Origin of the sequence: Pseudomonas sp. KBN10P06128 (assembly GCF_037574945.1) — a bacterium.
GTDB classification, from domain to species: domain Bacteria; phylum Pseudomonadota; class Gammaproteobacteria; order Pseudomonadales; family Pseudomonadaceae; genus Pseudomonas; species Pseudomonas aeruginosa.
Genome location: NZ_JBBELR010000001.1, coordinates 3,682,849 through 3,698,046 on the forward strand (window position 1 = coordinate 3,682,849; position 15,198 = coordinate 3,698,046).

14 protein-coding genes are annotated in these 15,198 nt (G+C 69.4%); 7 read left to right on the forward strand and 7 right to left on the reverse strand.

Annotated elements, in window-relative coordinates; all coding sequences use genetic code 11:
• Positions 1-174: 174 nt before the first annotated feature.
• The 7 genes from VQ065_RS17400 to VQ065_RS17430 all read left to right on the forward strand — a co-directional run bounded on the left by VQ065_RS17400 (position 175) and on the right by VQ065_RS17430 (position 7,918).
• Positions 175-1,410, forward strand: a complete 1,236-nt coding sequence (locus VQ065_RS17400; RefSeq protein WP_003089455.1) for an SfnB family sulfur acquisition oxidoreductase — start codon at positions 175-177, stop codon at positions 1,408-1,410.
• Positions 1,411-1,420: 10 nt separating this feature from the next.
• Positions 1,421-2,638, forward strand: a complete 1,218-nt coding sequence (locus VQ065_RS17405; RefSeq protein WP_003089457.1) for an SfnB family sulfur acquisition oxidoreductase — start codon at positions 1,421-1,423, stop codon at positions 2,636-2,638.
• 17 nt (positions 2,639-2,655) lie between these two features.
• Positions 2,656-4,044: an LLM class flavin-dependent oxidoreductase gene (locus VQ065_RS17410; RefSeq protein ID WP_003089459.1), complete on the forward strand. Its 1,389-nt coding sequence runs from the start codon at positions 2,656-2,658 to the stop codon at positions 4,042-4,044.
• A gap of 31 nt (positions 4,045-4,075) precedes the next feature.
• Positions 4,076-4,870 (forward strand): MetQ/NlpA family ABC transporter substrate-binding protein, encoded by a 795-nt coding sequence (locus VQ065_RS17415; protein ID WP_003089461.1) that lies wholly within the window; start codon positions 4,076-4,078, stop codon positions 4,868-4,870.
• Complete coding sequence (locus tag VQ065_RS17420) at positions 4,867-5,976, forward strand: methionine ABC transporter ATP-binding protein (protein WP_073660164.1); 1,110 nt, start codon at positions 4,867-4,869, stop codon at positions 5,974-5,976. Before VQ065_RS17415 ends, VQ065_RS17420 begins: the two co-directional genes overlap by 4 nt.
• The gene (locus VQ065_RS17425) at positions 5,960-6,613 is read left to right on the forward strand and encodes a methionine ABC transporter permease (RefSeq protein ID WP_003111646.1); all 654 of its coding nucleotides are present in this window, start codon (positions 5,960-5,962) and stop codon (positions 6,611-6,613) included. The genes VQ065_RS17420 and VQ065_RS17425 overlap by 17 nt, the downstream gene beginning before the upstream one ends.
• Positions 6,614-6,790: 177 nt before the next feature.
• Positions 6,791-7,918: a glycerophosphodiester phosphodiesterase gene (locus tag VQ065_RS17430; RefSeq protein ID WP_003124592.1), complete on the forward strand. Its 1,128-nt coding sequence runs from the start codon at positions 6,791-6,793 to the stop codon at positions 7,916-7,918.
• 65 nt (positions 7,919-7,983) lie between these two features.
• Here VQ065_RS17430 and zapE read toward each other — a convergent pair whose 3' ends face one another.
• The 7 genes from zapE to VQ065_RS17465 form a co-directional block, all read right to left on the reverse strand.
• On the reverse strand, positions 7,984-9,138 hold the full coding sequence (gene zapE / locus VQ065_RS17435) for a cell division protein ZapE (protein WP_014603833.1): 1,155 nt from the start codon (positions 9,136-9,138) through the stop codon (positions 7,984-7,986).
• A gap of 171 nt (positions 9,139-9,309) precedes the next feature.
• On the reverse strand, positions 9,310-10,440 hold the full coding sequence (locus tag VQ065_RS17440) for a sigma-54 interaction domain-containing protein (RefSeq protein WP_003089463.1): 1,131 nt from the start codon (positions 10,438-10,440) through the stop codon (positions 9,310-9,312).
• Entirely contained in the window at positions 10,437-11,621 is a 1,185-nt protein-coding gene (locus VQ065_RS17445) for an acyl-CoA dehydrogenase family protein (RefSeq protein WP_003089464.1), read from the reverse strand. The genes VQ065_RS17440 and VQ065_RS17445 overlap by 4 nt, the downstream gene beginning before the upstream one ends.
• 29 nt (positions 11,622-11,650) lie before the next feature.
• Positions 11,651-12,796: an FMNH2-dependent alkanesulfonate monooxygenase gene (gene ssuD, locus VQ065_RS17450; RefSeq protein ID WP_003089466.1), complete on the reverse strand. Its 1,146-nt coding sequence runs from the start codon at positions 12,794-12,796 to the stop codon at positions 11,651-11,653.
• Positions 12,797-12,805: 9 nt separating this feature from the next.
• Complete coding sequence (gene msuE / locus VQ065_RS17455) at positions 12,806-13,366, reverse strand: FMN reductase (protein ID WP_003089470.1); 561 nt, start codon at positions 13,364-13,366, stop codon at positions 12,806-12,808.
• A gap of 159 nt (positions 13,367-13,525) precedes the next feature.
• Positions 13,526-13,792, reverse strand: a complete 267-nt coding sequence (locus VQ065_RS17460) for a hypothetical protein (RefSeq protein WP_003089476.1) — start codon at positions 13,790-13,792, stop codon at positions 13,526-13,528.
• A gap of 235 nt (positions 13,793-14,027) precedes the next feature.
• Positions 14,028-15,113, reverse strand: a complete 1,086-nt coding sequence (locus VQ065_RS17465; RefSeq protein ID WP_003089480.1) for a sigma-54 interaction domain-containing protein — start codon at positions 15,111-15,113, stop codon at positions 14,028-14,030.
• Positions 15,114-15,198 lie beyond the last annotated feature (85 nt).

Below are 15,198 nucleotides of genomic sequence, written 5' to 3' on the forward strand. Positions count from 1 at the left end.
CAGAGGCTTGGCGATCGCGCCAGCCACCTATCCGAACTGCCAGAGGTGCCCAGCGAGCATGTCGTTACCGCCTGTTTCCCCTCCCTCCTCCAGGCGTTCCACCCGCACCACCGAACCCGCGAGCCGCGCCGCACCGATGCCGCTGGCGGAACCACCACGCTGCAAGGCTGAACCATGACCGACGAAACCGCACCCAAGGATCTTCGTGACCAGGCGCCCCGGCTACTCCCGGCACGCCTCATCGAGAACGACGCCCAGGCGTTGCAGGCCGCCCACGAGGTAGCCGGGCTGGCCCGTCGCGAAGCGGCGCTACGCGACCGCGAACGACGCCTGCCCTGGCAGGAACTGGAACTCTTCACCCGCCTCGGCCTGGGCGGCATCGGCATTCCCCGCGCCTATGGCGGCGCGCAGGTTTCCCATGTGACCCTGGCCGAGGTGTTCCGTGTCATCTGTGCCGCCGACCCGGCCCTCGGACAGATTCCGCAGAACCAGTTCGGCCTGCTCAGCGTGATCGACAACGTCGCCAGCCCGGCGCAGAAACGCAAGCTGTTCCGTGGCATCCTCGACGGCCGCCGGCTGGCCAACGCCGGCCCGGAGCGCAATACCCGCCATACCCTGGAGCTGAAGGCGCGGGTCCGTCGCGACGGCGACGGCTACCGGGTCAGCGGCGAGAAGTTCTACTCCACCGGCGCCTTGTTCGCCCACTGGGTGGCGGTCAAGGCCATCGACGAGGAAGAGCGCGCGGTGATGCTCTTCGTCGAGCGCGGCGCTCCCGGCCTGCGCATCGTCGACGACTGGTCCGGCTTCGGCCAGCGCACCACCGCCAGCGGCACGGTGCTGCTGGACGAGGTTCCGGTAGCCGGCGACATGCTGATCCACAACGGCCTGCTGGCCGAGATCCCGAGCCTCCAGGGCGCCGTCTCGCAACTGATCCAGGCCGCCATCGACGCCGGCATCGCCCAGGCGGCTCTGGACGACGCCCAGGCGTTCGTCCGCGAACGCAGCCGGCCCTGGATCGACGCCCAGGTCGAACGCGCCAGCGATGAGCTCTACAGCATCGCCGAGGTCGGCCGCCTGCAAATCGAGCTGCACGCCGCCAACGCCCTGCTGGAGAAGGCCGGCCAGGTCCTCGACGAGGTGGCCGCGCGGCCGGTGGACGCCGAGTCGGCGGCACGCGCCTCGATCGCCGTGGCCGAGGCCAAGGTGCTGAGCACCGAGATCAGCCTGGCGGCCAGCGAGAAGCTCTTCGAGCTGGCCGGCAGCCGCGCCACGCTCGCCGAGTTCAACCTCGACCGGCACTGGCGCAACGCCCGCACCCACACCCTGCACGACCCGGTACGCTGGAAGGTCCACGCGGTCGGCGACTACTACCTGAACGGCGCCCGTCCGGCGCGTCACTCATGGATCTGAGGAGCGCCCGATGAGCCTCGCACACGCTACGCGCGACAATCCCACGGCCGCTGCCCATCGCATCGGCAGCGACGACGAAGCCCTGGAAACGGCCCGCGAGCTGGCCGCCCTGTTCGCCCGCGAAAGCATCCAGCGCGACCGCGAGCGGCGCCTGCCGCTGGAAGAACTGGAACTGTTCTCCCGCTCCGGCCTGTGGGGCATCGCGGTGCCCCGCGAATACGGCGGGGCCGGCGTCTCGCGGGTGACCCTGGCGAAGGTGGTGGCGATCGTCAGCGCCGCCGACAGTTCCCTGGGGCAGATTCCGCAGAACCATTTCTACGCCCTCGAAGTGCTGCGGGTGAACGGCTCGCCGGCGCAGAAAGGTCGCCTGTTCGGCGCCGCCCTGGCCGGCGAGCGTTTCGGCAACGCCCTGGCCGAGATCGGCACGCGTACCGCCAGCGAGCGCCGTACCCGCCTGCGCGCCGACGGCGACGGCTACCGCCTGGACGGGCGCAAGTTCTACTGCACCGGCGCACTCTACGCGCAGCGGGTGCCGACCCTGGCGGTGGACGACGAGGGCCGCCAGCAACTGGCCTTCGTCCCGCGCGACAGCGCCGGGCTGGAAATCGTCGACGACTGGTCCGGCTTCGGTCAACGCACCACCGGCAGCGGTTCGGCGCTGTTCGACCGGGTAGCGGTGGCCGCCGAGGACGTGGTCTCGTTCCAGGACGCCTTCGAGCGCCCGACCACCGTCGGCCCGCTGGCGCAGATCCTCCACGCGGCGATCGACGCCGGGATCGCCCGCGGCGCCTTCGAGGACACCCTGCGTTTCGTCCGCGAGCGCGCCCGGCCCTGGGTCGACTCCGGCGTCGACAAGGCCAGCGACGACCCACTGACCATCCACGAGATCGGCCGCCTGGCGATCCGCCTGCACGCCGCCGAAGCGCTGCTGGAGCGTGCCGGGCGGGTGCTCGACCGGGCCACCGCCGAGCCGGACGCGGAAAGCGTGGCGGCCGCCTCGATCGCCGTCGCCGAAGCCCGCGCGCTGACCACCGAGGTCGCCCTGTTGGCCGGCAGCAAGCTGATCGAGCTTGGCGGCAGCCGCGCCTGTCTCGCCGAACTCGGTCTCGACCGCCACTGGCGCAACGCCCGCGTACACACCCTGCACGACCCGGTGCGCTGGAAGTACCACGCGGTCGGCGACTACTACCTCAACGGCCGCCTGCCGCCACGCCGCGGCACGCTCTGAACGCCGAAGGAACCGCCATGAGCAAGAAGCAGATTCTCCTAAACGCCTTCAGCATGAATTGCGTCGGCCATATCAACCACGGCCTCTGGACCCACCCGCGCGACCGCTCCAGCGACTACCGCAAACTGCGCCACTGGACCGAGCTGGCCCGGCTGCTGGAGCGCGGCCTGTTCGACGGCCTGTTCATCGCCGATATCCTCGGCGTCTACGACGTCTACCAGGGCGGCATCGAGGTGACCGCCCGCGAAGCCGTCCAGTTGCCGGTGAACGACCCGCTGATGCTGGTCTCGGCCATGGCCGGGGTCACCGAGCACCTGGGTTTCGGCGTCACCGCCAACCTCACCTACGAGGCGCCCTACCCGTTCGCCCGGCGGCTCTCGACCCTCGACCACCTGAGCGACGGGCGGATCGGCTGGAACATCGTCACCGGCTACCTGGAAAGCGCGGCCAAGGCCATGGGCCAGTCCGCGCAGATCGAGCACGACCGCCGCTACGACCGCGCCGACGAGTACCTGGAGGTCCTCTACAAGCTCTGGGAGGGCAGCTGGGAAGACGACGCGGTGCTCGCCGACCGCCAGCGACGGGTCTACGCGCGGCCGGAGAAGATCCACAAGATCCGCCACCATGGCGAGTTCTACCAGGTCGAGGGCTACCACCTCGCCGAGCCCTCTCCACAGCGCACCCCGGTGCTGTTCCAGGCCGGCTCCTCGGAGCGTGGCTTGGCCTTCGCCGCGCGCCACGCCGAATGCGTGTTCGTCTCCGGACAGACCCGCGAGGCCACCCGCCAACTGGTGCAGCGCATCCGCGCGGCGGTGGTCGGCGCCGGCCGTCGCGCCGAGGACATCAGGATCTTCATGGGTATCAACGTGATCGTCGCCGCCACCGCGGCCGAGGCCCGCGACAAGCATGCCGAGTACCGCCGCTACGCCAGCCCCGAGGCCGGCTTGGCGCACTTCGCCAGCTCCAGCGGCATCGACCTGTCGCGCTACGGGCTCGACGAACCGATCCGCTACGAGAAGAACAACGCCATCGAGTCGGTGGTGAAGAACCTCACCGTGGCGCGCACCGACTCCACCGTGCGCAAGCTCCTCGACCAGTTGGCCCTGGGCGGCCGCTACGTGACCCTGGTAGGCGACCCGCGCCAGGTCGCCGACGATCTCGAAGGCTGGATCGCCGATACCGGCCTGGACGGCTTCAACCTGACCCGCACCGTGGAGCCGGAGAGCTACGCCGACTTCATCGACCTGGTGGTGCCCGAGTTGCAGGCACGCGGCAGCTACAAGACCGCCTACGCCCCCGGCACCCTGCGGGAGAAGCTCTTCGGCGGCGGCCGCGCGCGCCTGCAGGCGGAACACGCCGGCGCCGCCTTCCGCCAGCCCCCGGCCGCGCACCAGCGCCAGGCCTGACCCCACTTTCCCTTTCGTTCAGGAGCCCACCATGCTGAACACCCTGAAAACCCTGAGCCTGGCCGTCCTCCTCGGCAGCGGCCCGGTCCAGGCCGCCGACGCCCCGCTGAAGATCGGCACCACCGCCGCCTTCGCCCCGCCGCTGGAAGTCGCCGTGAGCGAAGCCGGCAAGCAGGGACTGAAGGTCGAACTGGTCGAGTTCAGCGACTGGAACGCCCCCAACATCACCCTCGCCCAGGGCGACATCGACGCCAACTACTTCCAGCACGTGCCCTTCCTGGAAAACGCCAACCGCGAAGGCGGCTTCCGGCTGAAGCCGTTCGCGCCGGGGATCATCAACAACGTCGGGCTCTATTCGAAGCGCTACGCCAGCCTCGCAGAGTTGCCGGAAGGCGCCAGCGTGGCCATCGCCAACGACCCGATCAATGGCGGCCGCGGCCTGCAACTGCTACAGAAGGCCGGCCTGCTGAAGCTCAGGGACGGCGTCGGCTACAAGGCGACCCTCGACGATATCGTCGACAACCCGAAGGACATCCGCATCACCGAGCTGGAGGCGGTGCAACTGGCGCGCGCCCTCGACGATTTCGACCTGGCCCAGGGCTACCCGCACTACCTGCGCCTGGCCGGGACCATCGACCCGACCCGGGCGCTGCTGTTCGACGGGATCGACAACCGGGAATACGTGATCCAGTTCGTCACCCGCGGCGACTACCAGGACCGCGACGGCCGCCTGGCGCGCTTCGTCGACATCTACCAGCATTCGCCGGTGGTCCGCGCCGCGTTGGACAAGGCCCATGGCACGCTGTACCAGCCGGGCTGGGAGTGACGACCATGACCGTTCCCCCGAGCCTGCTGCCCCTCGAACCGTTCCCGACGGCGCCCGACACGCGCGCTTCCACACCGCACATCCGCCTCCACGGCCTGGGCAAGCGCTACCCCGGCGGGGTCCAGGCCCTGCGGGAGATCGACCTGGAGATCCGCCGCGGCGAAGTGTTCGGCATCATCGGCCGCAGCGGCGCCGGCAAGTCCTCGCTGATCCGCACCCTCAATCGCCTGGAGCGTCCCAGCGAGGGGCAGGTGCTGATCGACGGCGAGGACATCGGCGGCTACGACGGCCAGCGCCTGGTCGCCCTGCGCCGACGCATCGGCATGATCTTCCAGCACTTCAACCTGATGTCGGCCAAGACCGTGCGGCAGAACATCGCCCTGCCGCTGCGGGTGGCCGGGGTGCCCCGGGCACGGATCGAGGAGCGGGTCGCCGGGCTGCTGCAACTGGTCGGCCTGGAGGAAAAACGCGACGCCTATCCGGCGCAGCTCTCCGGCGGGCAGAAACAGCGCGTCGGCATCGCCCGCGCGCTGGTGCACCAGCCGCAGATACTGCTCTGCGACGAAGCCACCTCGGCGCTGGACCCGGAGAGCACCCAGGCGATCCTCGCGCTGCTGCGCGACATCAACCACCGGCTGGGCCTGACCATCGTCCTGATCACCCACGAGATGGCGGTCATCCGCGAGATCTGCGACCGCGTGGTGGTCCTCGAATGCGGCCGCATCGTCGAACAGGGCGAAGTCTGGGAAGTCTTCGGCGATCCGCGCCATGCCGTCACCCGAAGCCTGCTCGGCAGCCTGCGCGCCGCCCTCCCGGCCGACCTCCAGGCGCGCCTGCGCCAGGCTCCCGGCGCCGGCGACCCGGTGCTGCTCGATCTCCAGTACACCGGCGCCAACCGACGGGTGCCGGACCTGCTGGCCATCGCCAGGGCCATCGGCCAGCGCGTCGACCTGCTCCACGGCGGCATAGAGCGGATCCAGGGCCGCGCCCTGGGGCGCCTGCTGCTACAGGTCGGCGCGCCGCCCGGCGAGCTTCCCGGCGTGCTGGCCAAGGCCGCGCTGGTGGCGGACAAGGTGGAGGTGCTCGGCCATGTCGCCCATGCTTGAACGGCTCTGGCAAGGTTTCCTCGATACGCTGCTGATGATCGGCGCGTCCTCCGCCATCGTCCTGCTGGTGGGTATCCCGCTGGCCCTGGTGCTGGTCACCACCGGGCCGGGCGGGATCTTCGAGGCGCGCCTGCTCAATCGCATCCTGGGCGGTCTGGTCAACGTGCTGCGCTCGGTACCCTTCCTGATCCTGATGGTGGCGCTGATTCCCTTTACCCGGATGATCGTCGGCACCAGCTATGGCGTCTGGGCCGCGGTGGTGCCGCTGACCATCGCCGCCACGCCGTTCTTCGCGCGGATCGCCGAGGTCAGCCTGCGCGAAGTCGACCACGGCCTGGTGGAGGCGGCCCAGGCGATGGGCTGCGAACGCCGCCACATCATCTGCAACGTACTGTTACCGGAGGCGCGACCGGGCATCGTCGGCGGCTTCACCATCACCCTGGTGACCATGATCAATTCCTCGGCCATGGCCGGCGCGATCGGTGCCGGCGGCCTGGGCGACCTGGCCTACCGCTACGGCTACCAGCGCTTCGACACCCAGGTGATGCTCACCGTGATCATCGTCCTTGTGCTGCTGGTCACGTTGATCCAGTTCGGCGGCGACCGCCTGGCCCGCCTGCTGAACAAACGCCTGTAGAATCCGCCCTCCCGGCCTGGGAGGGCTGGCGCTTTGCCGAGGGCGACAGGAACCAGCGTCGCCGCGACAGCGCATCTTTCCCCGCGCCGGACAGACCTGTATCTGTCGTCCTCCGGTCATCCGGCGACGCCAGACTGGTCGGCAATCCCGTGAAAAAGAAAGAAGGAAAGGCGCCTCATGCGGCAAAGATTCTGGCAAGGAACATTCAAGACCCTGGGCCTCCTCGGCCTGACGGCGGGGCTCGCCGCCCAGGCCGCGGAGCCGTCCGGCAAGGCCCTCAGCGCCGCCGCCGGCGTGCCCTGGCCGGCGGTCATCGCCCACCGCGGCGCCTCGTACGACGCCCCCGAGGAAACCGCCGCGGCCTACCTGCTGGCCCGCGACCTCGGCGCCGACTACCTGGAAGCCGACGTGCAGCGCAGCCGCGACGGCGTGCTGGTCGCCCTCCACGACGACACCCTGGAGCGCACCACCGACGTCGCCGAGGTCTTCCCGGGACGCGCCAAGGACCCGGTGAGCAGCTTCACTCTCGCCGAACTCAAGCGCCTGGACGCCGGCTCCTGGTTCAATCGCGCCTTCCCCGAGCGCGCCCGGCCCGGCTTCGTCGGCCTGCGCATCCTCACCCTCGACGAGATGCTCGACATCGCCGAGGGCGGCGCCAACAAGCCGGGCCTGTACCTGGAGACCAAGGTACCGGCGCAATTCCCCGGCATCGAAGACGACCTGCGCAAGCTGCTGGAACGCCGCGGCTGGCTGCAACCCCGCGAGCGCGCCGCCGCCGGGCATGTCGACGTGGCCCACGGCAATGGCCGGGTGATCCTGCAGACCTTCGAGAAGAGCAGCCTGGAACTGCTGCAAGAAAGCATGCCGCAAGTGCCGAAGATTCTCCTGCTGTGGCTCGGTGACGGTTACCTGGAAGCCCGTTCGCCAGTGACCTTCAAGGAATCCGGGGAAACCGACAAGGCGGCCTTCTACGCCAGGCAGGAAGTGAAGTCCGAAGCCGAGTTCGGCGCCTGGCTGGACTGGGCCAAGGCCCACGGCGCGCTGGGCACCGGGCCCTCGGCGACCCTCAGCGAACGCGGCGAACAGAGCTACGCCGACCTGGTGAAACCCTGGATGAACCGCATGACCCACGCGCGCGGGTTGTTCATCCATGCCTACTCGGTGGACTCGGCGGAAGACTTCAAGGCCCTAGGCGCGGCCGGCGTCGACGGTTTCTTCACCAACCGCACCTCGGAACTGCTGAAGTTCCAGGGCCGCCCGGCGGCGCAAGACATGGACGCGCTGCTGCGCCGGCACGGCTACTGAGCCTCGGCCTGGCCGGCGGATGAGCGCGGGCGGCCATCCGCAGTTCCCGCTTCGGCGGCGCGGCGCTAGCCGGCGCTGTCGCTGCCGAAGCGTGCCAGCTGCATCTCGCGCAGCCGGCTGAGGGTGCGACGGAAGGCGAAGGCCAGGTAGCCCTCGGTATAAAGTGCCTCCAACGGCACCCTGGCCTCCAGGTAGAGCGGCACCTTGCGGTCGTAGCATTCGTCCACCAGGGCGATGAAGCGCCGCACGCCGTCGTCGTGCACCGACAACTGCGGCAATTCGCGATCCCCCGCCTCCACCAGTTGCGCGCCGTCCTCGGTGCCACGGGCTATGCGGCCTTCGCGCTGGCTGGCGCTCAGGCACGGCAGGTCGTCCATCAGGATCGCCCGGTAGCGGTCGCAAAGGCCGATGAAGTCCAGCGCCGACAGCGGTACCTCGCAGAGCTGCGCATAGCTGCACCAGAGCACCGACTCGCTGTGCCGGCGCACCGCCAGCGGGCGGTGCCCCAGCTCGATGGGCTGCGCGGACACCACTTCGCCGGCGCTCAGGCGCGCGAAGAGTTCGGCGAAACCGCCCGCCTGCCCCGCCTCCACCACCCAGTAGCGTTGCTCGGCCCGGCCGGGATGCAGGCGGTGGTCCTGGCCGCCATCCACCGCGACCACCACCATGTGCCGCTGGATCGCCTCGATCGCCGGGAGGAAGCGTTCGCGGTTGAAACCGTCGGCGTACAACTGCTCCGGCGGCTGGTTGGAGGTGGCGACCAGCACCACGCCCTCCTCGAACATGATGCGCAGCAGGCTGCCGAGCAGGATGGCGTCGCCGATATCGCTGACGAACAGCTCGTCGAAGCACAGCACCCGCACGTCCCGCGCCAACTCGCGGGCCAGGGCGCGCAACGGGTCGGCGGTGCCGGTCAGTTCGAACTGGCGCTGGTGCACCCACTGCATGAAGTGGTGGAAGTGCTGGCGCCGCGCGGGCACGCGCAGGCACTGGTAGAAGTGGTCCATCAGCCAGGTCTTGCCGCGCCCCACCGGCCCCCACAGGTAGACGCCCTGGATCGCGCCGTGGCGGTGCGGCTCGTGCAGGGCCTGGAAACAACGCTCCAGCGCCTCGGCGGCGCGCCGCTGCGCCTCGTCGGGAGCGAAACCGCGCTGTTCCACGGCCTGACGATAGGCGGCGAGCGGCGACGTGGCCGGCAGATCGGGAGAGGTATCGGGCATCGGGCGGTTCCACCTGGCGCAGAGCGCGGAGCCAGACGCTCCGCAAAGCGCCGAGTCTACTGCGCCCGGCTGGGTTTGGGCGAATGCCGCAGCGCCGGCACGGCGGATAGTCGCGGGAGGTTGGCCGAATAACCGCTTGCGCTTATCCGCCGCGATCCCGAGCGCCTGAACTCAGATCGACAACCGCACCGCCCGCTCGCCATCGATCCGCTGGCCACCGCGCTTGTTCACCACCAGCTCGCCGATGGCGATCAGCCGCGTGCGCGTGACGTTGCGGCTGAGTCCCAGCAGGTTGGCGGTATGCACCTGGTTGCCATGGCAGAAACGGTACGCCGCGCGCAGCAGGGCATCCTCGACCCGCCCATGGAGGTTCTCGCCCTGCTCTTCGAACAGCCGCTGGAAAGCCTGCTGCAACAAGTGCTCGGCGGCGCCGCTCGCCGGGACCCCGCGCGCCAGCTCCTCGCCACGCTCCAGGCGCAGGTTGGACAGGTGCAGGTCATCGGCGCGGATCAGCCCGTCGCGGCAGATCAGCAAGGTATGGTGGATGACGTTCTCCAGCTCGCGGATGTTCCCCGGCCAGGAATAGGCGCGCAATTTCTGCGCCGCCTCCGGGCTCAACTGGCTCTGGCCGTAGCCCAGGCGACGGCTGTATTCGGCGATGAAGTGGCGGGTCAGCGGCAGGATGTCGCCGGGTCGCTCGCGCAACGGCGACAGCTCCAGGCTGACGACATTGAGCCGGTAGTACAGGTCCTCGCGGAAGTGCCCGGCGTTGATCGCCCGCTCCAGTTGCACGTTGGTCGCCGCCAGCACGCGCACGTCGATGGGGATGCTCTTGCGCGAACCCAGGCGCACCACCTCGCGCTCCTGCAACACGCGCAGCAGCTTGACCTGGATCGGCATCGGCAGGTCGCCGATCTCGTCGAGGAACAGGGTACCGCCGTTGGCTTCCTCGAACCAGCCGGCCTTGGCCGCCAGGGCGCCCGTAAAGGCGCCCTTCTCGTGGCCGAACAGCTCGGCTTCCACCAGCGACTCGGAGAAAGCCCCGCAGTTGACCGCCACGAACGGGCCGTTGCGCCGCGCGCTGAGGTTGTGGATATGCCGCGCCACCAGTTCCTTGCCGGTGCCGGTCTCGCCGATCACCAGCACGCTGGCCTCGCTCGGCGCCACCTGGCGCAGGTGTTCGAGCAGGGCCTGGGACTTCGGGTCCTCGAAGACCTGGGCGGTGGCGCGGATCGAGGTCGCCAGGTTCGGCGAACGTGGCAGCGTCAGCAGCCGGTCGGGAGTATGGGTAGAAGCGTTCATGAGTAGAAGGTCGGTTGCGGCGGTGACTGGTTCAGCGCCCAGTCGCCCAGCTCGCGGATCTTGTAGTCCAGCGGGTCGTGCAGGGTCTGGGTGCGCAGGTTGCGCCAGTAGCGGTCCAGGCGCAGGGCGGCGTGAGTGGAGCGGGCGCCGGTGACTTCGAACATGCGGTTGCACAGGTCGAGGCCGTTGCGCGTCGCGGCGACCTTGGCGGCGGCGATGGCCAGGGCCAACTGGCCGCGCTCGCTGGCGTCCAGCGCCGGGCCCTTGGACCAGGCGGCGTCAAGGCGTTGCGCGGCGCGCTCGACCAGCGCCCGGGTGCTTTCCAGGCCGACCCAGAATTCGCCGTAGCGCGCCAGCACATAGGGGTCGGCATTGGCCTCGGCGACCTCGGAGCGGAACCACGGTCGCGCTTCGCGCAGGGTGTACTGGCGAGCCTCCTCGAAGGCGCCTTCGGCGATGCCGAGGAACACCTCGGTGAAGATCAACTGGGCGATCAGCGGCCGCAGGCAGGCGAACGGCGTGCTCAGCGGCCCGGGATCGAGCAGCAACTCGCTCTCCTCCACCCGCACTCGCTCGAAGATCGCGCTGCCGCTGTCGGTCTGCCGCTGGCCCATGTTGTCCCAATCCTGGCCCAGGCTGATACCGCTGCGCGCGGTGGGGATGGCGGCGATCAGCAGCGGCCCGCCCTCGCCGTCCAGCGCCGAGGCGATGAGCATCTCCGAATCGCGGGCGCCGGAGCAGAAGCTCTTCTTCCCGGAGAACTCGCGCCAGCCGTCGAAGCGCCGAGCCACGGTACGGTTGTCCAGCGGGTTCAGCGCGTTGCCCCAGAACCAGCGGTTGCGCGCGGTCAGCTCGAACCATGGCTGCCATTGCTCGGGCCGCGAGAACAGGCGCACGGTGGCCAGCATCAGGTGCTGGAAGCCGTAGACGTGGGCGATCGAGCTGTCGACCCGGGCCAGTTCGCGTACGGTTTGCAGGGTTTCGCTCCAGCTCGCCCCCAGGCCGCCGTATTCGCGCGGGATGATCAGCGATAACAGGCCGCTGCGGCGCAACGCGTCGCGCTCGGCCTTCGGGGTGCCGCCGGCGACGTCGCGCTCGGCGGCGTTCTCGGCGAAATCGGCGGCCAGGCGCCGGGCAATCTGCAACGGCGTTTGCGCCTCGGGGCGGGTCTTCGCATTCACAGGGCGTTTCTCCTCGGGGGCCCGGCTGCTCAAGCGCCGGCGCGAACCGGCAGCACGTCGTTGGCGATCATTTCGCCGAACGGCCCGGTCAGGTTGGTCAGCCCACGGCCGGCCAGGCTGGCGTAGGGTTCGGGCAGCAGCGGGAAGACCAGTTCGGCGAAGCGGTAGGCCTCTTCCAGGTGCGGATAGCCGGAGAAGATGAAGCTGTCGATGCCAAGCTCGGCGTACTCCCCGATCCGCTCCGCCACCTGCCGCGGATCGCCGACCAGCGCGGTGCCGGCGCCGCCGCGCACCAGGCCGACCCCGGCCCAGAGGTTCGGCTGGATCTCCAGGCGATCGCGGCGGCCGCCGTGCAGCGCGGCCATGCGTCGCTGGCCTTCGGAGTCGAAACGGGCGAAGGACTGCTGCGCGGCGGCGATGGTCTCGTCGGAGATGTGCTCGATCAGCCTGTCCGCGGCGCGCCAGGCTTCTTCGGCGGTTTCGCGGACGATCACATGCAGGCGGATGCCGAACTTCACCGTACGCCCATGGCGAGCCGCTCGCTGGCGCACGTCGGCGATCTTCGCCGCCACCGCCGGCAACGGCTCGCCCCAGGTCAGGTAGACGTCCACCTGTTCGCCGGCCAGTTCGTGGGCGGCCTCCGAGGAACCGCCGAAGTACAGCGGCGGATACGGCCGTTGCAGCGGCGGATAGAGCGCCTTGGCGTTCTCCACGTGGATGTGCTTGCCGTGGAAGTCCACCGCCTCGCCCTGCAGGACGCGCCGCCAGACCCGAAGGAACTCGTCGGTGACCTCGTAGCGCTCGGCGTGGCCGAGATGGATGCCGTCGCCGCGGTTCTCGTCGGGATCGCCGCCGGTGACCACGTTGATCAGCAGGCGCCCGCCGGACAGGCGGTCGAGGGTCGCCGCCATCCGCGCCGAGACGGTCGGCGAAACGATTCCCGGACGGATCGCCACCAGGAAGCGCAGGCGCTCGGTCAGCGGCGCCAGCGCCGAGGCCACCACCCAGGAGTCCTCGCAGGAGCGTCCGGTGGGGATCAGCACGCCGTGGTAGCCGAGGCTGTCGGCCGCCTGAGCCACCTGCTTCAGGTAAGGCAGCGAGACCGGCCGCGCGCCCTGGCTGGTGCCGAGGAAGTGGCCATCGCCGTGGGTCGGGAGGAACCAGAACACGTTCATCGGCGCACCTCAGGCGATCTTCAACAGTTCGGAGCGTCCGCCGAACAGCGGCGCGGCGCGCTCGGCGGCGAGGCGGATGCGCGCCTTCAGCGGCTCGCTGACGATCCGGTAGTTGTCGAAGTCGGCCTCGCTGGCGTAGACCCCGATAGGCAGGGTGATCGCCTGGAAGAAGCTGAACAGCGGGCGCAACTGGTGGTCGAGGACCAGCGCGTGGCGCTCGGTGCCGCCAGTGGCGGCGAGCAGCACCGGGGTGTCGATCAAGGCGTTGAGGTCGATCAGGTCGAACAGGTGCTTGAGCAGGCCCGGATAGGAGCCACGGTAGACCGGCGAGGCGACCAGCAGCAGGTCGGCGCTTTCGATCTCGTCGAGCACCGCCTGCAGTTCCGCCGGCGCCTGGTTGCGCGCCAGGGTAGCGCCCAGCGGCGCGGCGATGTCGGTCAGCTCGATGACTCGGCTGTCGATCGGCAGCGACTGGCCAAGCTCGGCGATCAGGGCCTGGGTGAGTACCAGGGTGCGGGACGGGCGATAGGTGCCGCCGGAGACGGCGACGACTTTGAAGGGGCTGGTCATGGGATTTCCCTGTGGACTGTTGCGCTAGGTGCAGTGCCCTGGAGCAAGGGCCGTACCAACGGGGAAATGTGCGTTTTCCGGGCAGTTGCGGCGGGTTTCCGGCCTCGGCCTGTCAGCCACGCAACAGCGCTGCTGTCCGACTGTTGCCCGGGCAACAGTTCAGTTCAGCTTGTAGGCCTGGAGCAGGAATATCTGGAATGCCCGCGCCGAATACTGGTCGCCCGGCGGCAGGACGAACGGCGGCAGGCGCCCCTTGCGGCGCTTGACGTCGGCCCAGCGCTGGCCATTGCGCGAATGGAACTGGCAGAACGGCTGGTCGCCCAGGTAGAACACCCCCGGCCGCGGCTCGCGGATGCGCGGCCAGCGGCGCAGGCAATCCAGCAGCGGGCCGAGGTCGGCGAGTTGTTCCGGCGAACAGTACGGCATGCAGCGATCCTCTTCGCCGGGTCGGGAAACCAAGGTTGCTGTGACTGGAGGACCGGGCGGACTCGGCGCGGCCGGGAAAGCGGCTACCGGGAGCGAGCGACACAGGCGAGCGGAGCGAGGCATGGCGACGTCCCTGGTCCGGCCAACGAGATTCACCGCTCCGTTGTAGAACAGCCGCCGTCCGGGTTCTTGCCGGTTTTGTGGGGGAATTGTGAAAGACTGTAAAGCACCACGCTCACTTGCCCACCAGCGAGACCACGTTGTGTCGTGGCGAGGTTTCCAGCTCGCCGATCTTCTCCAGGCGGGCGCGCACGATGTTGCGGCTGATCCCCAGCAGGCGTCCGGTCTGCAACTGGTTGCCGTGGCAGAAGCGATAGGCGGCGCGGAACACGGTTTCCTCGATGTGCTCGTAGAGATCCTCGCGGTTTTCCTCGAACAGTGCCTGCAGCGCCGCTTCCAGCGCCGAGCCGGCGGCGCTCTCGGGGGCGCGGCGCAAGCCGCTCGGCTCCTGGCGCGCACGCATGTCGATGAGGTGCAGGTCGGCCGGCTGGATCAGGCGGTTGCGGCAGACCAGCAGCGCGTGGTGGATGGCGTTCTCCAGCTCGCGGATATTGCCCGCCCAGGAATGCCCGAGCAGCTTGCGCTCGGCTTCCGGGCTCAGGCTCGCGCTGGTGTAGCCGAGGCGCCGGCAGTGCTCGACGATGAAGTACTCGGCCAGCGGCAGGATATCGCCGCGGCGCTCGCGCAACGGCGGCAGTTGGATGGTCGCCACGTGCAGGCGGTAGAACAGGTCCTCGCGGAAGTGCCCGGCGACCACCGCGTCGGCCAGGTCGACGTTGGTCGCCGCCACCAGCCGCACGTCGATGGGGATCGGCCGGCGCGAACCGAGCCGCACCACCTCGCGCTCCTGCAGCACGCGCAGCAGCTTGACCTGGATGCTCGGCGGCAGGTCGCCGATCTCGTCGAGGAACAAGGTGCCGCCGTTGGCCGCCTCGAACCAGCCGGCCTTGCTCTGCAACGCACCGGTAAAGGCGCCCTTCTCGTGGCCGAACAGCTCGCTCTCCACCAGGCTCTCGGCGAAAGCACCGCAGTTGACCGCGACGAACGGGCCGCCGCTGCGTCCGCTGAGGGCATGGATATGGCGCGCCACCAGCTCCTTACCGGTGCCGGTCTCGCCGATGACCAGCGCGTTGGCCTCGCTGGGCGCCAGGCGCTCGATGCGCTCCAGCAGCTCGCGGGAACGGGGGTCGTTGAACACCAGCACGGTGGCGCGCACCGATTTGGTCAGCTCGCGGGCGTGGGGATGGGTGATGACGGACATGCAGGGTTCCGAGCCGGGGAATGTGCGCCCATCTTGCCCCAGGAACCCATAGATTAAAAAATTCTGAATTCGTATTTATATATTC